The organism is Streptomyces viridifaciens, assembly GCF_001888885.2.
Taxonomy (GTDB): domain Bacteria; phylum Actinomycetota; class Actinomycetes; order Streptomycetales; family Streptomycetaceae; genus Kitasatospora; species Kitasatospora aureofaciens.
Window position 1 is genome coordinate 81,025 of sequence record NZ_CP090840.1, and the last position, 18,424, is coordinate 99,448.

The window sequence follows — 18,424 nt, forward strand, 5'->3', positions numbered from 1 at the left end:
GGGACCGTGGGTGCGCCGTGGGGCCTGAACCCGGACGGGGCTCCGTGCCCGGACCGCGCGCGGGCGAACGTAGGGGGCCGGGTCTTGGTTGCCGGGCAGGGTGGGGTCTCGACGGGGTGCGTGTCGGTGCCGGACTCCAGTGGCCCCACCCGAACGGCGAGAGTTGGCGCCTCCAAACGTTCGAGGGCGAGCCGCTTGCCGGGCTGGCGTACGGACATGGCCCGCAGAAACGGGGGCGAGACAGTCATCTCACTGGCTGTTCGAGGGTGGGGCCGGAGGAAGCCGTCTGGCTGGGCCCGGCGGAGGCCGTCCAAGACAGGTGCGGGTGTCGGGACGGGCGGTCGGTGGGCGGGGGCGAGGGGTGTGGGGGCGTGCGGCTCGGGGCGGCGGGCGCGGGAGGGGGCACGGGTCAGGGCCCGCCCCTGCCGGTTGGCGGGGTGCGGGCCCTGGGGGTGTGGAGCGGGTCAGAACGGGAGTTCGTCCGTGGTGGTTGTGGGGCGGCGCTCGGGGCGGCTGGCGCTGACGCTCAGGAAGCCGAGGTAGCGGGGGCAGGTGCAGGGGGTGGGTGCGGGAGGGAACGTCTGGTCGGGTTCGCAGTAGCCGTGGTCGTAGCGGTCCTCGTGCTCGTAGAGGTGGAGGGTGTGGGTGGGGCAGTCGTGTTCGGGCAGTCGTTCGATGCTCAGGCCGTGGACCGTGCGCAGGGTGGTGGCGGTCCATGGTCCGAACGCGCGGATGCGGTCACCGCGGCTTGTGGTGGACGGGTGGGGGCGCAGCCAGGCTCGCAGCCGGGCGGGCAGCGGGCGCGGTGCGCGTTTTAGGGGCGGGAACTCGCTGTCGAGGTCGTCCATGCGCCACTGGAGGGTCAGGTCGAGGACGGCGGCCGGTTGTGGGGCGCGCCGCCAGGGATCGGGTTCGGGGTCGGGGGTGTGGGGGCGGTGCAGGGTGAGGGAGGCGAAGGCGGTGGGGCTGAGGGTGAGGGTGAGGGTGAGGGTGAGGGTCCAGCCGAGGATGCGTTGGGCGTGGATGCGGACCGGGTCCACGGGCTTTCTCCGTTTCAGGGCGGGACGACGGGGGCGGAGCGGGTGGGGTGGTCGGTGGGGCACTGGCCGGGGCGCAAGGTAGCCAGGGGAGACGGCCGGTCAACACGGGTGTCGTGTTGGGTGGCGGGTGCGGTGCGCGCAGGTGGCTGGTGGTCCTGGGGGCCGGGCCCGCAGGTGGCGGCCGGCTGCCGAGAGGAGGCCGGTATGGGCCGGGACGCGACCCGGGGTGCGCGACCGTGGACTGGGCCCCCGGACGAGGGCGCGCCGGGACGCACGGGTGCCGCGGGCCGGGAGGTCTGGTCCTGATGGCGGGGGCCGGGAGCGGGCGGCGCGGTGCTTGCGGGCTCGGCATCGGGTCGAGCACGTCGTGCGCGGGCGGCCAGGGCCCGCGCGAAGGGGAATCGGGTTACCGCACTCCTCACACGGGATTTCGTTACAGATTCCGTTACGGGGTAGCGCAGTTGGCCCCGCCTTCGCGGTCGTGATCTCCCACAGGATGCGGGCGATGCGATCGGTTCCACGATCCTGCCGGCGCCGCGAGGGAGTGTCCCACCCCCGGCGAGGCGAGAGCTCGGCCGCCCGCCGCCAGCCCACCGCGCGGAGGCTGGCGCCAGATTCGCCGGCCTGGGTGTACGTGATCAGCCGGTGGTAGCCCATGCCGCGTACGGTCCGCCATGCTGCGCCGTAGAGGGCGGAGCAGGCGTTGTGGGTGCCGTCGGTGGCGACGCGGGTGACTTCCAGGGTGAGGCCGGTGTCGAGCGCCCGTGCGACGGGTCGGCCGACGATGGCAACGCCCACCAGGGCGCCGTTGGCCACCGCACCCAGTGAGAATTTGTGCCCCTGGGGGGCTCTGTGGTGGCGGTGCAGTGCTGTGACGTAGTCGCAGGCCTGCCGGAAGGTGAGCGGCACGATGTTCACGGTGCTCCTTGGGGTCGTAGCGGTCCTGTAGCGCCGCGTTCGGGCGTCGGTTGGCCTCGTGGGGCCGCTGGGGTCTTTCTCCTCGACCGCGTGGTGGAGGGCGGCCAGCCAGGGGCAGTTACCGGCGGAGTGTTCGCGGCGGGCGTCGACGGGGGCGGCGGCGAGGCGGTCATTCCACTGACCGTTCGAGGAATCCGTCGGGATGGGTCCAGTCAGGCCCTCCAAGACCCCGGCCCGCCCCGCCCGGTCCCGGCGTCGGGCCGGGCCGGGCCGGGACAGGACGGGCGGGGACAGGGCGGGCGGGGTCGCCCCACGCATCTGGGGGGTGGGGGTGCGTGGGGCGGCCGGGACGGGGCCTGCCTCAACCCACCGCTGCGGGACGGTAGGGAGGCGCCGGGGGCCCCGGCGGGCAAGCCCGGTACCGGCCGGAACACCGGGGGCGGGGTGTTCAGCAGTCGGCATCGGGCGGGACCGGAGGACGGAACACGACGGACGGTATCGGCGGGAACGGGCCAGTCAGGACGAGAGAAGGGTCAACAGGGCGGTCGGTGGGCGCCAGCCGCCCGGGGGGCCAGGGCGGTGCCTGGCAGTACGGGGCGTGCTGTGGAGCCTGGTCATCTGCGGTGCTGCATGAGGATCTGGTTGATCTGGCGCATCGTGTCCAGCACCTCGTCCACCGCGTCCAGGCTCTCGTCGGGCGAGCGGCGGCACACAGCGTGGTAGGCCTCGGCGAGGATGGTCTTGGCACTGTCGAGGCCGCAGCGGACCTGCAAGGCTGGGACGCCCGGGAGTTGGCGGTAGAGGTCCATCATGTCCAGCCCGGCGGTGGCCTGTTCCATCAGGTCAGCGACGATGACCAGGTGACGGCGCAGCACTGTCGTCCACGGGGTCCTCTGGTGGGGGATGAGCCGGAGCGTGATGCGGTCCAGGCTGTCGCTGGGGCCGAGGTAGGACGCGAGGCGGGTGATCTCCTCCTCGATGGTGGTCAGTGTCGGCGCGAGGCGCCTGGCGGTGGTCTCCAGGTCGGTGGACTCGGTACCGGTCATGGCGGGTTCTTCTCCTGAGCAGGCGGTAGAAGTGGGGTAGAGGCCTGCGAAGCAGCGGCCGGGGCGCAGCGGGGGCCGCTGCGGGCACCTTCCCCGGGCGCACGGGCGAGCGATACCGGACGGGCGGCGCGCGGCCGGTCCGGGCCTGTCGGCGGCGGCCGGCCGGTGGGCGCCTCCACCACCCGGGGGGACAGGCAGTAGGGGTGCGGTGCGGCCTCACAGCGCGGCTGCGCCCGGAGTTCAGTGGGTCGGGGCGATGACGTGGGTGGCGTCCGGGGTGGCATCCGGGTCGGTGTCGGCCACGCCCGGGTAGGTCCACTGATCGGCGTTGTGCGGGAAGGGCCAGCGCAGGGCGGTCAGCTCGGCGCGGGTCGTGGGAGACAGGTGGAACATGTGGGAGAGGGCCAGCCCGGCGAACAGGTTGCACCAGGCGATGGGCTCGATAGGTACCCGGCGCTGGCAGAAGCAGCAGCCCTGTTCCTGTGGGTCGCACTCGGCGTCGTGCAGGGTGCGGTACCGCATGGGGGACGGGTTGACCAGGGTGACCAGGCGCCAGTCCTGGACGGTGCCGCCCAGGATGCTCGGCTCGCCCGTGTCGATGATCTCCCACACGCACAGCGTGGTGTTCTTCAGCGCGGGGTCGTCGGCGGCGGCGTCCAGGGCGTCACGGACGGGGCCGATGTTCAGGTCGTCGGTGAGGATGGCGCGACTGACGGTGGTGAGGCGGAAGCCGGTGCGAATACCGGGGCCAGGGGCGGGGGCGTTCATGGCGGGCTCCTGAAAAGGGCGGTTGGTGCGTTGGGCGCGCTGTGGGGCCCGGGCTGCGCCGCGCGGGGCGCAGCCGGGGGCTGCGGGGGCTGTCAGGCGGCATTAGGGCGCGTATTCGGTCGTGATCAATCTGCCCGATTCACCTTCGCGGCGGGTCCCGATCCGGTAGACCGTAGTGCGTGACACGAGCGCAACTTACGGATGCGGAGTGGGTGTTGATCGAGCCGTACTTGCCGATCGGCGAGTACGGCCCGTACCCGGAGCGGCTGCGGCAGCAGTTCGAGGGCGTGATCTGGCGATTCCGGACGGGCGGGCAGTGGCGGGAGATGCCGAAGGAGTTCGGTGCGTGGTCAACCGTCTCCAATCGGTTCCGGCAGTGGAGGGACGCCGGTGTCTTCGAAGCTCTGATGGAGGGCGTGATCGCGGAAGCCGCGAAGCGCGGCGAGGTGGACTTGTCCCTGGTCAGTGTGGACTCCACCACCGTGCGCGCTCACCACGACGCCGCCGGGATGCACCTCGATTCCGACACCATGGCCGCCCTGGAGAAGGCTGCCGAGGAGGCGGAGAAGGCCCGGCAAAAGGGGGAGGCCCGGAGGAACAAGACGGGCGGGACGCCTCAGGTGACCCGAAACGGGCAGAACGGCGACGCATCCGGCGCCGGCGCAAGCTCCGGCTGAAGGAAGCCCTGCTCGGGCGCTCCAGGGGTGGGCAGACCAGCAAGATCCACGTTGCCGGTGAGCGCAAGTGCCGCCCGCTGGTGTTCATCCTGACTGAGGGCCAGACCGCGGACAGCCCGCAGTTCATCCCCGTGCTGAAGAAGGTCCGGGTCCGGGTGCCGGTCGGCCGTCCTCGCACCCGGCCCGACGCGGTCGCCGGGGACAAGGCCTACTCGTCCCGCGGCAACCGTGCCCACCTGCGCAAACGCCGCATCAAGGCGGTCATCCCGGGAGAAGAAGGACCAGGCCGCCAACCGGAAGAAGAAGGGCAGCCGGGGCGGCCGGCCTGTCAGCCACGACGCCGAGCTCTACAAGGAGCGGAACACCGTCGAGCGCCTGATCAACAAGCTGAAGGCCTGGCGAGGCATCGCGACCCGGTATGACAAGACCCCGGAAAGCTACCTCGCCGGCCTCCACCTCCGCGGCGCAATGATCTGGATCAAGGACCTCACCCGAACCCACTGATCACGACCGAATACGCGCCCTAGTGGGTGGCGTCGGGCGGGCGGGTGCTGGTCATCGTGGTCGTGACGGTTGGTGTCGCGGGCCCGGGCCCGGGCCCAGGGGGGTTTGTAGTGCGTGGGGCGGACGTCGTGCCGCGCCCGGCCGTGGCGGGGCGCAGCAGCGGGGCGGGGCGGGGCGGGCCCTGGAGCGGGCGTGGCGGCATCCGCGGAAGGCACCCGGCCGGGCCGGGGCCGTGGGCAGGCTGCGAGACCGGGTGACGGGAGGAAAGGTAGCCACGCCGCCAGGCCGGTCAACACCTCGCCGGGCCGGTCTACTCCGTGGTGTCGGGCGGTAGTCGACAGGGATCGGACCGGCGCGGGCCGGGAACCTGCCCGGCCACTCTCCGGCCCCGGCTGTCTCTGCCGGGTCCGCTCACGGGAAGCGGCCGCCCCGCGCACCCCCGGGGGGAAGGGGGCGGCGGGGCGGCCGGGCGAGACACGCCTCGACCCGCCGGGGGGCAACGGGGAGGCAGCCTCGCGGGGAAGCCCACCCCCGGGCCGGAGCAGCACCACTCGACAGCCGGGAACAGGCAGGACCACAAGACGGAACAGCGCGACGGGCAGGACGGTAACCACCCCGCGCGGCCGGTCAACCCCCGGGACTGCGCGCGGTGGGCTGGCTCATCGCCGAGGCCTGGGGCCGCAGCATGGCCTTCGACACCGTCGAATGGCTCCTGGAAGCCGTTCAGGGGATGCTGCCGGAGTACGGGCCCCACCTGAGCTACTACGCCGCGCTGGAGAACCCGGACGACCCCAGCCAGTGGCTCGACTGAGCCGCGGGCCTGGACGGAACCACGCTGCTGGCGAGCATCGGGGCCTGGAAGGCCGACAAAAGAGGCCGCGGAACCGACCCCCTCACCTGCCCAGCCCCTCCCCGGTACGGTTGGCCACGCATAGGCCTCCCCATCGCGAAAGACGACCCGATGCCACTCCCGGACAACAGCCGTCCATCCAACCGGCCCGTGCCGGCCGCCATCCACGCACTTGTCAGCAGGCATGGCCTGGTCACAGTCGAAGACGATCCGACCCGAAACGACGCGCTGGTCCTGCACATCGACACCGCAGACCACGCCATCGCTTGCGCCCGCCTGCTGCGCCGAGCCGACTACCGTGTGGCCTATCTGGACCGTGCCCACCAGGGAAGAGAGCAACTGCAAGTATGGGGTCCGATGCCACCCGAGTTCTCAACCGCCAGCCGCTCCCTGGCCGAGATCATGGAAGACACCCTGGATGCCGTAGAACTCGCCGAGCACGACCTTCTCCCCAGCGAGCCCAGCGACCAGCACCGGCAGACCCTACGCGATCTGGACCGCCGGACGTGGCCCAGCCAATGACGGTGCATCAGGTCAGGGCGTAGCCGCGTCGAGAGGGCCGAGCGGGCGAGCAGAGGCCGGGGGGTGCGGCGCAGGGGCAGGTACGAGGCGTCCAGATCCTCCAGATCCCAGCGGACCGTCAGGTCGAACGCGGGCTCGGGACGCGGCCACGGGTCGGGAGTGTGGGGGCGGTCAAGGGTGAGGGACGCGAAAGCGCTGGGGCTGATGGTGAGGGTGAGAGTCCAGCCGAAGATGCGTCGGGCGTGGATACGGACCGGGTGCACGGGTCGTCTCCGATTCAGAACGGGAGTGGATGGTCGATAGGTCGGTGAGGCTCGCGACCAGGAGGGAAGCCGGGGTGGAAGGTAGCCAGGGGAGACAGCCAGTCAAGAAGTGGTGCTCACGGCAGACCGGACACGGGCTGGCACGGAACAACGCAGGCGGCGGGCCCCGGGAGCGGCACGATGCCAGGGGCGCCGGGGGGCGGCCGGCTCCCCGGGAGGAGCGGCGAGTGGGCCGGGCGCAGCGGGGGTGTGCTACGGGGCACCGGCCCAGACAGCACGCCGGGGCGGCACAACGGCGCAGCCGCCTGGTGGGCGAGGGCTATCGGCCCGCCGCGTGACGAGCCGGTGAAGGGCAGACGCCCTCCGCCCCGGGAGGGCGGGGCGGAGGGCGTTGTTGTCGCCTGTCAGCTCTGCGGAGCCTCACCGGCGGCATCCGCCGCCGCAGCGCGTTGTTCGGCTAGCCGCGGGGACTCCAGTACGGCCCGGTTGACCTGCCGCATCGCGTTCGCGGCCATGGTCAGTTCTCGCAAGGCCGGATGCTCCACCTGGGCACACACCGCCCGGTGGGACTGCTCGACAGCCGACTTCGCCTCGTGGATGACGGCCAGGATCACCAGCGCCGAGGATCCCGGCAGCGGCTGGGAGAGCTCCCTGCGCAGAACGCCGGCGCCCGCCTGCTCTAGCAGGTCGTCGACGATCGCGAGGCGGCGGCGCAGCGATGCGGTGTGCGGGATCGTCTTGTGGCGGCCGGGAATCAGTGTGATGCGGTCCAGGTCGTCGAGGAACCCGAGGGACGACGCGAGCCCCGTGATCTCCTTCTCGATGGTGTCCACCGCTGTCAGGAAGCACGCGGCGACGGTCTCGAAATCGATGGTGTCAGTACTGGTCACAGTTGTCCTCCGAGAGGTTTGACAGTGGATCGGGCAGGCGAACCCAGCACAGGCCCGGCCGGGACGCGGCCACCGCCGACCGGCGGGTGCCGGGGGAGGAAGCTAGCCAGCCCGATAGCGTGGTCAAGTGGCCTGCCTGACACGGTGCCGCCCGAGACACGGACGCGTGGCCGTGGTGTGTGGGCGTGCCCGGGCTCGGGCGGCGGGCGGCGGCGGTCCTGTGAACGGGCACAGCGTGGCAGCGGGGTGACCGGTCGCGGCAGGCCGCGCCCCGGGCGGGCAGCCGGGGGCTGGTGGGGCGACGGGAGAAGTGCGCGCCCGCCCCCCGGCACGCGGGCGGCCGGCCGCGTGCGGGCGTGCGCCCCGTGCCTGGGGCTTGGACTACTGGGACACGGCCGTGGAGGGCGGCAGACGAAGCCGTGCCCGGGCCGCAACCTGCCGGCGCGGCACGGGCCAAGGTCAGGGCCCGCCCCTGCCGGTCAGCATCTGCGGACTGACTCCGGACCAGGGGTCGGGCGGCGGCCGGAGTACGGGCCGAGTGGCCGAGGGCGGCCGGGGATGCAGTTGGTCAAGCCTCGGGCCCGCTCCTGCCCGTCGATGGGTGTCCCTGTACGACAGCCCGCCCTCTTCCCGTACGCGGAGTGCGGGAAGAGGGCGGGTTGGAGACGACCCGGTGCTATGTGGAGCGTCGCTGGGAGCGGTGGCTAGTTGGTGGCGGGCACAAGGGCGCGCTTGCGGCGGCGGGGCTGCGTGGCGAGGTAGTGCGCGGCCATACGCAGAAGGATGAGCGCGCACACGCCGACTGTGTTGGTGACGGTGGCGGCGGGTCCCCCTCCGACCATAGTCGTGATCATGGTGTCGTGCGGGGCCAGGAGGATGACGAAGACAGCTATCGGGCCGAGTGCCGCGAAGGCCAGATCGAGGCTGACGGCGAGATTCGCCCAGCCGGTCCGCACATCGGCCGGGTCGACCTTCTTCACGTCGTCTCCCGCTATGTCGGCGACACTGCGCCTGGCGGCAAGGGAGGCAACAGCGGACACCAGGACGGTGACCGCCAACAGGTAGGCCAGGTATCCCAGCTGGTAGATGGAGAAAGCTACGGCGATGACGACGTCTTCGGCGTTGAGGACCCTGTGCAGGGAGCGGCACCAGCGGTGCGGGCAGGCTCTGGTCAGGGTGTGGGGCTTGCGCATCAGGGCTCCTTAGGGAGGGATGGTCAAGACAGGTCGCGGGATCGGTTCGCTGTGCTGGGAGCAGGACGCGCTCGTGACAGCCGCGCCTGGACCCGCCCGGGGGGAAGGGGGGCGGCCTCGCGGGGAAGCCCGCCCCCCGTCCGGAGCAGCGCTCGGACAGCCGGGGACAGGTAGGACCGCACGAAGGGAACGGTGCGGCGGGCAGGACGGTATCCACCCCACACAACCGGTCAACCCCCGGGCGGGACAGGCCGACGACCGATCCAGGCGGCACCACGCCTGCCGTCGGGCGAGGCATGCCGGGGCGGGACGTTTCACACGCCCGCGCGCAGCACCGCGGTCCCGGGGCGCGGCACCGCGGCCTACAGTGCCGCGCCCCGGCACCGCTCGTCAGCCAGGCAGCGGGAGGAATCCGGTCCCGGCGCAGCGCTGGCACGCACACACGCTGGCGCGGATCTCGTCGCTGGTCCCCAGGTTCCCGTCGGCGGGAACGAGGGCGGGTTGCAGACAGTCGGGGCAGGCAGTGTTCTCGGTGACCACCCGCACCCGGCTGACTGCCGTCGGGTAGCCGAGGCCCGTGAGCACCGCGGTGAAGTGATCGGCCAGCACCCGGCGCCGGTCTTCCGCGGTGGGCTCGTTGCCGGGCGTCGGCGCCGTGAAGACAGCGGTGCGGCGCTGTGCGGGGTGGAAGAACTCATACGTGCCCTGTTCGGGCAACGACTCGTCGGTGAAGCCGGTGCCGGGGGTGTAGGTGATCACCTCGGGGAAGTACTCGACCTCGTAGCCGACGGCGACGCCCCAGATCACGGCACTGGCGCGGTCGGCGCACGCGGCGAACCGGTTGAGCGTGTCGAAGAGGTGCAGCCGTACACCGTCGTCGCCGCCGGGGTCGCGGGTCACCCAGGCCAGGCCCGTGACGGTGTCCGGCTGGTCGCCGGGCAGCAGGGCGTAACGGGTGTAGGCGCCGACGTGCTCCTGTTCCTTGTTCCATGCGGTGGTCAGGGCCTGGCCCGGGACGAGGAGGGATGCCTGGTGCGGCGTTGCCGTGTCCCAGGGCCCGGCCAGGAACCGGGCGGCCGGAAGCGCCTCGTCCAGCCAGACGACGCCTTCCGAGTCGTAGTAGCCACTCATGACAGGGCTTCTCCTTCAGTTTCAGTCGAGTTGGCCGACCCTTGCCTGAACACGGCCAGGCACAACGGGGCCAGGGGGTGGCAGGAAGCCGCCGGGCGGGAGGTGTGGGTGGTGCACCGGGCGGGTTCACCGGTACTGGTGTGACGGGAGGGAAGGTAGCCACGCGGCGGGGCCAGTCAACTGCCCTGGACCGCACCGTGATGGGCCGATGCGGCCCGGCAGACCCGCGCGGCCGTCCCCTGGTGCCCGGCCATCAAAGGGCGATGGCCGGGCACCAGGGGACGGGGCGGCGGGGCGGGCTGTCAGAAGTAGTGGTAGCCGTCGTTCACTACGAGGGCCCCGTTGGATCCCGCCTGAAGGATGGCGCACTCGCGTTCGTGTCGGGGACACAGTTCCCAGATCACGGTGAGCCGACCCGCGAGATAGGCCTCTTCCAGAGCGGCAGTCGGGAACGGGCAGCCCTCACACTGGCGGTGCGCGGTGTGCGGGCCGCCGCCGGCCCTCGGGTGGCTGCAGCGGGTCCCGGGGTGGTCCGGGCAGTCATCGCCGGAGGTACTGGCGTGCTGGCTGGTCATCGGCGGAATACTCCTTCGTGTCGTGGCTGTATCCGGGTCATGGCTCACAGGCGACCGCCCCGGCCCGCGGCAACGGTGGAAACGCCCGGGCGATACGGCCCGAGGAGTGCCGCTACTCCCCCGCCCCCAGGCCGGCTGCCCAGAGAGCGGGAGCAGCAGTACGAGGTCTCGCGTCGGAACGGGAAAGTAGCCGCGCAGGAAAGCCAGTCAACCCGCCAGCCACGCGGGGCTGGTGTGCGCCGGAGCCGGGACCGGCGGCGGCCGGGACGGCGGCCAGCACGGGACGCCCGGGGTGGGCGGGTCGGACCGTGGCAGAGGCGCAGCGGGCGGGCCGGGATGCGCTGCCTGCTGGTGGCTGCCGGGCAGCGGGAGGAGCCACTCCCCCGGTGCCCGGGCGGGCAGGGCGGCGGGACCGGTGGCGGGCTTGGGAGCTGAGCGCGGCCGCAGGCTGGACCGTGATCGGCGCGCGGCCGGCGGAGCGCCCGGGCGGCCGCCGGCCCGCGGGCTGTCGGACGCCCGGGGCTTCAGTGCTTGATTCGAAGGGGCTCGGGGCGGCGGTGCCAGCCGCAGCCCCGAGCAGGTGCTTGAGCAGGTGTTGATGCGGGCCGCGCCCGGTGGCCTGTCAGTTGAGCCGGTCGGCCCGGAGCACCACGGGCGTGCGCGGGTGCTCGGAGCCGTTCTTCCAGCCGTATCCGTGGCGATCCACGTGCACGACCGACGGGTGGTCGACCGGCAGCGCGCACCAGGGGCCGGGGCCGCTGGCCGGGCGGGCCTTGCAGAACTCGGCGGCCATCGCCTGCACCTCCTCCCAGACGTCCTCCGCTATGTCGGGTCCGTGTTCGGCTATCAGGCGGGTGTAGAGCTGGGGGAAGGTTTCTGTGGGGTGGTCCAGCACCAGCATGACCAGCTCCCGGGCGTCCTGGGGCAGGGAGGCGGTCAGGTGCGACTCAAGGGGGTCGAACGGGGCGATGGTCACGGTCAGGCCCTCCGGGTGGGGCGTGGTGTGGAGCTGGCCGCCCAGCCCGCACCGGAACTGGTCCGCGGCGACCCTGTTGTCGAAGGGACCGATCCGGACCGTCGGATGCCCGGGGCTGGTGAGAAGAAGGGAGAGCTGCATCGTGGCTCCAGGTCAGTGCGTGATGTGAACGTGGTTCCAGGCCAGTGCGTTAATCGAAGGGCCCCCGGGGACGGCGGTGCCTGCCGCGGGCCCCGGGGACGTGGCCTTACCTTGAATCGGGCGCAGCGGCCGGTCAGGGAGGCGGCACACGCCGTACCGTATGCGGGCTTCCGGCCCGGTCAATCCCCAAGCCCGGGGAGCTGGACCGGGTGACCGCAAGCGGCATGGCGGCGTCCGGGTTCGAGGGGCTCCGGGACTGTCTGGCCAGCCAGACTGCTGGACCCGCCTGCCAGCCGGGCTGCGGTGCGCGGTGTGCAGGGCGCCGCGCTGTGGGCTCGTCCTCGCCGGAGCTGCGGTCGGGGCGCGGTGTGTGGGCCACCGCCGGGCTCCGTGCGGGCGGGCCCCGGGGGGCACTGCCCGGACTGTGACAGCAGATGGACCTCGGATGCGCTGCCTACTGGCCGCAGCCCCGGGCAACGCTCCCCCGGAACCCCGACAAGCAGATGGCGGAGCACCTGAGCAGCCGCCAGCCCGGGTACGCGCGGGTCTCGGCCGTGTCGGCGGTGCCGGCCAGCTCGTCGGGGGTCAGCGTTCGTTCACGGTGGGGTCATCGGGGAGGCCGGGCCCGGCTGGTGGGCCGGGCCCGAGGGGATGGGCAGAGGTGACGTAGCAGGCCGCTACAGGGGCGTGCCGTCGCAGTCGACGTGCTCGCCCTGGCTGTTGCGGTGGGGCTGGTAGCACTCGGCGTGCGGGTCCTGGCCGTGCTGCTCCAGGAAGACGCTGGCGTCCTGGGCGGCGTCGGCCCAGCTGCCGTGCGGCTCCTCGCTGGCCCCGGGGGTGCCGTCCACGCCGGTGGCCTCCCACACGAAGCCGGCCCCGCCGGGCAGCTCAGTGATCTCGATGGTGTCGTTGGACAGCCGCATCAGCTCGCAGACCTTCCAGCCCTCGTCCCGAACCATCACCAGCGGGGCGGCGGGCGTGCTGACCGCCGGCAGGTTGTCGCTGGTGTCGAAGGTGGTCTTGTCGTCGCTCATGGTCTCGCTCTCCGTTGAGTTGTCGGGTCGCCGCCCTGGTAGCGGGTGGTCGAGGGATGAGGTCAGGACTCGGTGCGCCAGGTGAGGTACTGCTGGCGAACGTAGTGCCGCGGGGGCCCTTCACGACGGCCCGGTCGTGCCGGTCGGCGAGGGCGGCCCCTGGGGGTGTGGAGCGGGTTAGAACGGGGGTTCCTCCATGGTGATGGTGGGGCGGCGCTCGGGGCGGCTGATCCTGACGGACAGGTAGCCGAGGAAGCGGGGACAGGTACACGGGGTCGGGATCAGGGGCTCGGCCTCGTGGGCGGGGCAGCCGCCGTCTTCGTCGTAGATGGAGAAGAGGGTGTGGGTGGGGCAGTCGTGTTCGGAGTGGCGTTCCACGGTCAGGCCGGTGCGGTACACGTCCAGGGTCCACGGTCCGGGGGCGTGGGGACGGGGGCGGGTCCACCGGGTCCGTAGGCGGGCGAGCAGAGGCCGGGGGGTGCGGCGCAGGGGCAGGTACGAGGCGTCCAGATCCTCCAGATCCCAGCGGACCGTCAGGTCGAACGCGGGCTCGGGACGCGGCCACGGGTCGGGAGTGTGGGGGCGGTCAAGGGTGAGGGACGCGAAAGCGCTGGGGCTGATGGTGAGGGTGAGAGTCCAGCCGAAGATGCGTCGGGCGTGGATACGGACCGGGTGCACGGGTCGTCTCCGATTCAGAACGGGAGTGGATGGTCGATAGGTCGGTGAGGCTCGCGACCAGGAGGGAAGCCGGGGTGGAAGGTAGCCAGGGGAGACAGCCAGTCAAGAAGTGGTGCTCACAGCAGAGCGGACACGGGCTGGCACGGAACAACGCAGGCGGCGGCCCCGGGGGGCGGCACGATGCCAGGGACGCCGGGGGGCGGCCGGGCCCGCAGCCACCCCACACCCGCCGGAATACCGGTGACGGGCGGAGGCAGCTGCGGCGGGAAGCCCGCACCAGCCGGAACACCACCAGGGCGGGTGATCGACAGCGAGCACGGCGGGACCGAGAGTGGGACGGGCGGCGGATCAGCGGGCGGCGTCGTCCATCGGCTGGTCCGAGCTGTGGGCGCCCTGCTGGCCGGCAGCGGCCTCCTGACGGCCGTAGCGCTGGCCGGAGCGGAAGGCGACGTGCCAGAGCACTGCGCCGAGAAGGAAGTGGCTCACCGTACTCACGGAGAAGATGTCGTCGAGGATTTCGCTGAACATGTTTGCCTCCTGGGGCGGTTGGATGTCCCGGCAGCAGCCGGGCGTGTGGGCGGGTGTGTACTGCCCCGCCACGCGAAAATGGGGAGGGCGGTGTGCTTCCCCGGCCGGGCGAACGGGCTGTGAACCGGGCACGGGCCCGGACGACGGTGGCCGACGATCCGATGGATCGGTGTAGGCGGGACCGGGTGCCAGGACGGACGGTAACGACGAGAGCAGACCGGTCAACCCACCGCCAGGAACGGCGTCCGACCCCGCCAGGCACGACGTCGTGTCGGAGAGCTGACTGCCGCCGGGTAGCAGTCAGCTCTCCAACGAGCTGCGCGGCCACGGCCGAACCAGACCGAGGCGGGAGGGTAGGCAGCCACCGTTCTCGACCGGCGGCCGGGTCCATTGGGCCGGAAGAGGGGGCCGCCCCCGCCCCAGGGGGTAGGGGGTGCGGGGCGGCCGGGCCGGAGCCGCCTCGACCCGCCGGGAAACGGTCGGCAGGGGGAACAGCCCCGGCGGGAAGCCCGCCGCCAGCCGGAACACCACAGCGGGTGCTCAACAGCCGAACGGGCAGGACCGGGTGGAACAGGACGGGAACGTAGCGGCGGGAACCGGCCAGTCAAGACCCGGGCAAAGGGCAGATGGCCGGGTCGACGGCAAGGCGGGCGCGCTCGGCACCGGGCTGGGCGGCGGCTGCCGCCCACGGGATCCGACCAGCCCACAGCACGGCAGTCGACGCGCAGTCGAGCGCTGGCCTGGACCAGACACGAGCACCACCCGGCATCCGCCCGACAGATTGGCCGGGGCACGCAAGCGAAACTCGGGCATGGAGCCCGGCCGCCTGCAGCCCCCGGCCAGTCCAGGTCCCCCAGCGGTGCGCGGTCGCGCCGGGCGCGGGCCCGCACGGCGTCGCGCGTCAGCCCCCGGGCACGACAACGGGCCCGCCCCAGCAAGGGGACGGGCCCACTTGTGGCCGGATCGTGCACGGCCTGTGCGATGCCTCGGACTGAAGTTCAGCTCGAAGGGCTCCGAGGCCCCTCGACGATCTCGGCGACTGTATCCGTCATCGTGACGTGCACGTAGGTGGGAACGCAGGCGATCCGGGTGACGGGGTTCAGCGTCCGGCGGCTTCGCGGGTCTTGTCTGGAGGTCCGGCTATCCCTGAGGCGAGGGGGCGTGGATCGGTCCTGGGTGCGACTGCCCGGGAGGTGCGGTGCGCGGAAACGCCGGTGCCGCCCGGCTCTGGCTGAGCCGGGCGGCACCGGTCGCTTCTAGCTGAGTCGTTCTTCTTCGGCTTCGAGCAGGATGTGAATTGGCCTCAGCCACTCGCCGTCTTTGTCGCTTGGGGTCTCTCCGTTGGCCATGGCGCGGATGCTGGGGACCTGTTCGGCGTAGATGCCTCCGGCAGTTTCGAGGTCGGTGATGGCTCGTGCCACCGATCCTTGAATTCGGCCGGACCATGGCCGCTGGCTGTGGCCGTCGCCGCGCCGGTTGTAGGTGGGGGCTTCCTCCGCCATGTGTGCGAGGAACACGACGGCCGGGTTGACGCCGACGAGGTTGGCGATCGCGGTGATCTTGTCGTAGTCGGTCAGGCAGCTCACGCCTTGGTTTCGGCGCCATCCCACCGGGTTCGGGCTGTGGAGTACATCCCAGTAGACCTTGTTCAGGGCGATGGTCCTGAGGACCCGGACGACGCTCTTGGTCCGGTGAGCGGCGAGGAGTTCCTCCATTCGCTGGTCGAGAATCTCGGCGAGGCGACGTCGGAGTGGCGATGTGTCGTTGAGTATCCGCGTTCGGGCGATTTCGTTCCGGTTGGGCTTGCTGTACTTGGCGGGGGGCGTGTGGGTGGCTGCCCCGGCAGCGGTTGTCTGGGCGGTGGTGAAGGCTTGGAGGAAGGTGGCCGCAATCTCGGTGAGAGCCCGTGTGAGTCCCTGGCTTCCTGCGTGATGGGTGAGCTTCTGGAGGTAGGCCATTCGGCTGGCTGTCATGTGGATGACGGTGCTGATGGTTTCGTCACGCTGGGTCAGGCTGTCGATGTGCAGTCCGATGGTGTCGGACTTCTGGTCGTACAGGCCGGAGGTGGCGTAGCCGATCTGGCGGGTCTCGCTGTAGGCCCGGGTCCTGCCGATGCTGTCGTTCCCGAGGGCTGAGCGGATCAGCGCTACCGCGTGTTCGAGATTCTGGCGCTGTTCCTCTGAGAGGTCCTTGTAGTCGACCCACTTGGTTGTGCGTTCCTGCCGGTCGACCTCGGTACGCGCCGCCGCTCGCCTGCGCTCGACTCCGAGGAGTTTCATCAGTGCTTCGTGCTGGTGCCCGGGCAGTTCGGTGTCGATGAGCTGGACGCCGCTCTCGCGGAGCCAGGCTTCCGCTTCGAGTCCGTCGGCGCCTGCGCCCTTGTCCCGGTAGTACACCCGCTGTCCGGCCGGAAGGAGCTTTCCGGCGATCTGTCGGAAGGCCAGTTCGACGGAGTAGGTGTTGACGGCGTGGAAGTACTGCTCCTGGGCGGCGATGGGCTGCTTGGCGAGGGCCCTGCTGACAAAGTGCTCGATGACGGCCGGGTCGCTGCTGTTGGCGAGGGCCTCCCGCAGGTGCCGGTCCAGTGCCCGGCCGTCGATGAACGTCCGGTCGCGGTTCTGGTCTCCCTTGGCCGAGGCCAGGGGGAGGTCGTAGCTGGCGCACAGACGGGAGTCGCGGGTGACGAGGATTCCGCCGATGTAGATCCGCCCGGGATCTCCGTCGAGCATGATGGAGGGGGTCCGGTTGGGCGGGGTGTAGCCGGGTTGCGTCAGGTACAGGACGCGGGCGATCGCGTCGTCTGCGATCTCCTGGGCGCACTGGATCGTGATCTTGGTCCCGACCGCACGGTCGAAGGGGTAGAACGTGTAGACCAGGGTCGCCGGTGAGCTGCCGTCGCGGCTGGGGACGATTCCGTCCAGGGGGCTGTGGTTCTCGATGGTCGGGGTGAACGCGTAGCCGACGGTCTCGAACCAGATTTCGCCGATGTCGGGGTCACGCGCTAGGACGAGCGAGGCGAGCTTCTTCCCCTCGCCGAACTGGCCGATCTGGCTGGCGGTCTTCTTGGATGCTCCGAGGAGGAAGGCGTCCTGGGCGATGCCGGGTCCGCCGTCTTCGATGGTGAGGACGCCGTTCTCCCAGCGGACGGTCGCTTTGCGGTCCTCATCGAGCGCGTTGGCGATCAGCTCGACGATCGCCCTCGGAGTACTCCAGGCCCTTACATACTCCGGGGAGATGGGGAATGGAACAGCCTTTCCCTTGCCGAGGTTTCGGTATTGCTGTGGGGCAGTCATGGATTCCCTCTCCATCATGAGCGGCCTTCTCGTGGGCCGCTTTCGATGAGCGAGAAGATATGGCTTCGAGAGCGCGAGTCAAGCGGCACTCCAGCGGGATTCCGTTGTCGGACTTCGCGCCGGTCTGGGTTGGCGCGCGTGGAGCATTCGCCGCTCTTGCGTGGGCACCCGGTGCTTTTGCAGCTTCGCTGCCTTGTCTGAACCGGGCCGGACCGGTCGGCTGGTCGCGCACAATTGCCCGGACATAGGCCGAGCCGCCCCGTCTCACGCTGGAGAGGGGGCGGCTTGCGGTATGGACTATTATCTCGCTCAGGCTGACGGTCCGACTGGCAGTCCCCAGTCGCCTCTGATTGGCAGGGCTGAAGCTAATCGTTCCGGCCCCGCGATGCCTCTTCTCTCAGGCGAAGTTCTTTCAATGTCAGCCTGTATACGACCTTATTTTTCTGTTCCTTGAGAATTGTGTAGTCGCCATGCTTGGCTCGGAAGGCCTCCTCCTGCGCCTCGGCCATGGCGTAGCGGTCGGGGAAGGTCCGCAGGGTGTGCAGCCAATGCGCCTTGCCGGCCCTGACGCACAGACCTCCGCAGTTAGATTCCGACGGGTTCGCGAATTCCTGGAGTAGATCCAGGCTGAACCCGTAGGCTCCTCCTCACTCCGCGGGCAAGTAGCCCTCGGGTTAGGGGCGGAGGATGGTCACGGCATGGGAGCTTTCGGCGTCGCACATCGCAGTCTTCTGGATGATGCAGTGCCCGATATCGAGCGGCTGATCGAGTTCCACTCGAAGGAAACCGGATCGGCTCCGGGCCGGCGACGGCCGGACATTCAGGTGGTCAGCCGCTCAGCAGTGGTGATGACCTGCGCGTCGTGGGAGGCGTTCTGCGAGGACCTCGTGGCAGAGGCCCTGCGCCACCTGGCCGATCATGCTCCGGATGGCGCCGCCTTGCCGAAAGAGGTCAAGAAGACCCTCAAAAAGATCTTGCTTGACGATCAGAACGAGCTGGCGATATGGGGCCTTGCGGATGACGGCTGGCGAACCGTACTCCGCGACCGGGCCACCGCACTGTCCGCGGACGGCGACAGCTCTCTGAACACGCCGAAGCCCGCACAGTTGAAGACCTTCTTCCAGCAGAACGTCGGCATCGCGGACATTACCTCGGCGTGGTTCTGGCACAAGAACGATCAGGCGCGAACCACCAAGCTGCTGAACGACTTTGTCGTTCTCCGTGGATCCATCGCGCACCGCCGCTCGCCAGCGGGAGGTGTGCGGAAGAGCCAGGCGACGGGTGGCCTCGACCTCATCCTTCGTCTTGCGGAGAAGAGCGCGGCGGCCGTCAGCGAGCACCTTCTCAAGCACACGGGCCAGCCGCTCCCGGAACTAGATCCACCAGCCTGACCCTCA

General features: G+C 70.9%; 16 protein-coding genes and 2 pseudogenes. 5 read left to right on the forward strand and 13 right to left on the reverse strand.

What is annotated here, in order from left to right; translation table 11 throughout:
* Window positions 1-464: 464 nt before the first annotated feature.
* From BOQ63_RS00390 to BOQ63_RS00405, 4 genes and pseudogenes are all read right to left on the reverse strand, one after another.
* Window positions 465-1,040 (reverse strand): hypothetical protein, encoded by a 576-nt coding sequence (locus BOQ63_RS00390; protein WP_454131637.1) that lies wholly within the window; start codon window positions 1,038-1,040, stop codon window positions 465-467.
* A gap of 486 nt (window positions 1,041-1,526) precedes the next feature.
* A pseudogene (locus BOQ63_RS00395) lies at window positions 1,527-1,958 on the reverse strand (XF1762 family protein); the annotation flags it as partial.
* Window positions 1,959-2,572: 614 nt separating this feature from the next.
* Window positions 2,573-3,004 (reverse strand): hypothetical protein, encoded by a 432-nt coding sequence (locus BOQ63_RS00400; RefSeq protein WP_072652989.1) that lies wholly within the window; start codon window positions 3,002-3,004, stop codon window positions 2,573-2,575.
* Between the two features lie 240 nt (window positions 3,005-3,244).
* Entirely contained in the window at window positions 3,245-3,772 is a 528-nt protein-coding gene (locus BOQ63_RS00405) for a hypothetical protein (protein ID WP_072652990.1), read from the reverse strand.
* Between the two features lie 179 nt (window positions 3,773-3,951).
* On the opposite strand from BOQ63_RS00405, the gene BOQ63_RS00410 reads away from it, so the two are divergent.
* The 4 genes and pseudogenes from BOQ63_RS00410 to BOQ63_RS00425 all read left to right on the forward strand — a co-directional run bounded on the left by BOQ63_RS00410 (window position 3,952) and on the right by BOQ63_RS00425 (window position 6,325).
* Window positions 3,952-4,449, forward strand: coding sequence for an IS5/IS1182 family transposase (locus BOQ63_RS00410; protein WP_072652991.1), 498 nt, complete (start codon window positions 3,952-3,954; stop codon window positions 4,447-4,449).
* Window positions 4,450-4,529: 80 nt separating this feature from the next.
* Window positions 4,530-4,953 (forward strand): annotated as a pseudogene (locus BOQ63_RS00415) (transposase).
* Between the two features lie 649 nt (window positions 4,954-5,602).
* Entirely contained in the window at window positions 5,603-5,764 is a 162-nt protein-coding gene (locus tag BOQ63_RS00420; protein ID WP_167395613.1) for a hypothetical protein, read from the forward strand.
* 189 nt (window positions 5,765-5,953) lie between these two features.
* The gene (locus BOQ63_RS00425; RefSeq protein ID WP_072652992.1) at window positions 5,954-6,325 is read left to right on the forward strand and encodes a hypothetical protein; all 372 of its coding nucleotides are present in this window, start codon (window positions 5,954-5,956) and stop codon (window positions 6,323-6,325) included.
* 667 nt (window positions 6,326-6,992) lie between these two features.
* Here BOQ63_RS00425 and BOQ63_RS00430 read toward each other — a convergent pair.
* The 9 genes from BOQ63_RS00430 to BOQ63_RS00470 form a co-directional block, all read right to left on the reverse strand.
* Entirely contained in the window at window positions 6,993-7,478 is a 486-nt protein-coding gene (locus tag BOQ63_RS00430; RefSeq protein WP_072652993.1) for a hypothetical protein, read from the reverse strand.
* 704 nt (window positions 7,479-8,182) lie between these two features.
* Entirely contained in the window at window positions 8,183-8,671 is a 489-nt protein-coding gene (locus tag BOQ63_RS00435; protein WP_072652994.1) for a hypothetical protein, read from the reverse strand.
* Window positions 8,672-9,061: 390 nt separating this feature from the next.
* On the reverse strand, window positions 9,062-9,802 hold the full coding sequence (locus tag BOQ63_RS00440) for a hypothetical protein (protein WP_072652995.1): 741 nt from the start codon (window positions 9,800-9,802) through the stop codon (window positions 9,062-9,064).
* 302 nt (window positions 9,803-10,104) lie between these two features.
* Window positions 10,105-10,377 (reverse strand): hypothetical protein, encoded by a 273-nt coding sequence (locus BOQ63_RS00445; protein ID WP_072652996.1) that lies wholly within the window; start codon window positions 10,375-10,377, stop codon window positions 10,105-10,107.
* A 622-nt stretch (window positions 10,378-10,999) separates the two neighbouring features.
* On the reverse strand, window positions 11,000-11,494 hold the full coding sequence (locus BOQ63_RS00450) for a hypothetical protein (RefSeq protein WP_072652997.1): 495 nt from the start codon (window positions 11,492-11,494) through the stop codon (window positions 11,000-11,002).
* A gap of 677 nt (window positions 11,495-12,171) precedes the next feature.
* The gene (locus BOQ63_RS00455) at window positions 12,172-12,528 is read right to left on the reverse strand and encodes a hypothetical protein (RefSeq protein ID WP_072652998.1); all 357 of its coding nucleotides are present in this window, start codon (window positions 12,526-12,528) and stop codon (window positions 12,172-12,174) included.
* Between the two features lie 177 nt (window positions 12,529-12,705).
* Complete coding sequence (locus tag BOQ63_RS00460) at window positions 12,706-13,206, reverse strand: hypothetical protein (RefSeq protein WP_072652999.1); 501 nt, start codon at window positions 13,204-13,206, stop codon at window positions 12,706-12,708.
* Between the two features lie 348 nt (window positions 13,207-13,554).
* The gene (locus BOQ63_RS00465; RefSeq protein ID WP_072653000.1) at window positions 13,555-13,734 is read right to left on the reverse strand and encodes a hypothetical protein; all 180 of its coding nucleotides are present in this window, start codon (window positions 13,732-13,734) and stop codon (window positions 13,555-13,557) included.
* A 1,256-nt stretch (window positions 13,735-14,990) separates the two neighbouring features.
* The gene (locus BOQ63_RS00470) at window positions 14,991-17,027 is read right to left on the reverse strand and encodes an ATP-binding protein (RefSeq protein WP_072653001.1); all 2,037 of its coding nucleotides are present in this window, start codon (window positions 17,025-17,027) and stop codon (window positions 14,991-14,993) included.
* 698 nt (window positions 17,028-17,725) lie between these two features.
* Here BOQ63_RS00470 and BOQ63_RS00475 point away from each other — a divergent pair.
* Window positions 17,726-18,418 carry a HEPN domain-containing protein gene (locus BOQ63_RS00475; protein WP_143174564.1) on the forward strand — a complete coding sequence of 231 codons (693 nt, stop codon included), beginning with the start codon at window positions 17,726-17,728 and terminating at the stop codon, window positions 18,416-18,418.
* Window positions 18,419-18,424 lie beyond the last annotated feature (6 nt).

Excerpts from the sequence above, each read along its gene's own strand:
- BOQ63_RS00435 (WP_072652994.1), bottom strand. The coding sequence starts at position 8,671 with ATGCGCAAGCCCCACACCCTGACCAGAGCCTGCCCGCACCGCTGGTGC.
- BOQ63_RS00470 (WP_072653001.1), bottom strand. The coding sequence starts at position 17,027 with ATGACTGCCCCACAGCAATACCGAAACCTCGGCAAGGGAAAGGCTGTT.
- BOQ63_RS00445 (WP_072652996.1), bottom strand. The coding sequence starts at position 10,377 with ATGACCAGCCAGCACGCCAGTACCTCCGGCGATGACTGCCCGGACCAC.
- BOQ63_RS00465 (WP_072653000.1), bottom strand. The coding sequence starts at position 13,734 with ATGTTCAGCGAAATCCTCGACGACATCTTCTCCGTGAGTACGGTGAGC.
- BOQ63_RS00450 (WP_072652997.1), bottom strand. The coding sequence starts at position 11,494 with ATGCAGCTCTCCCTTCTTCTCACCAGCCCCGGGCATCCGACGGTCCGG.
- BOQ63_RS00455 (WP_072652998.1), bottom strand. The coding sequence starts at position 12,528 with ATGAGCGACGACAAGACCACCTTCGACACCAGCGACAACCTGCCGGCG.
- BOQ63_RS00400 (WP_072652989.1), bottom strand. The coding sequence starts at position 3,004 with ATGACCGGTACCGAGTCCACCGACCTGGAGACCACCGCCAGGCGCCTC.
- BOQ63_RS00440 (WP_072652995.1), bottom strand. The coding sequence starts at position 9,802 with ATGAGTGGCTACTACGACTCGGAAGGCGTCGTCTGGCTGGACGAGGCG.
- BOQ63_RS00405 (WP_072652990.1), bottom strand. The coding sequence starts at position 3,772 with ATGAACGCCCCCGCCCCTGGCCCCGGTATTCGCACCGGCTTCCGCCTC.
- BOQ63_RS00475 (WP_143174564.1), top strand. The coding sequence starts at position 17,726 with ATGGGAGCTTTCGGCGTCGCACATCGCAGTCTTCTGGATGATGCAGTG.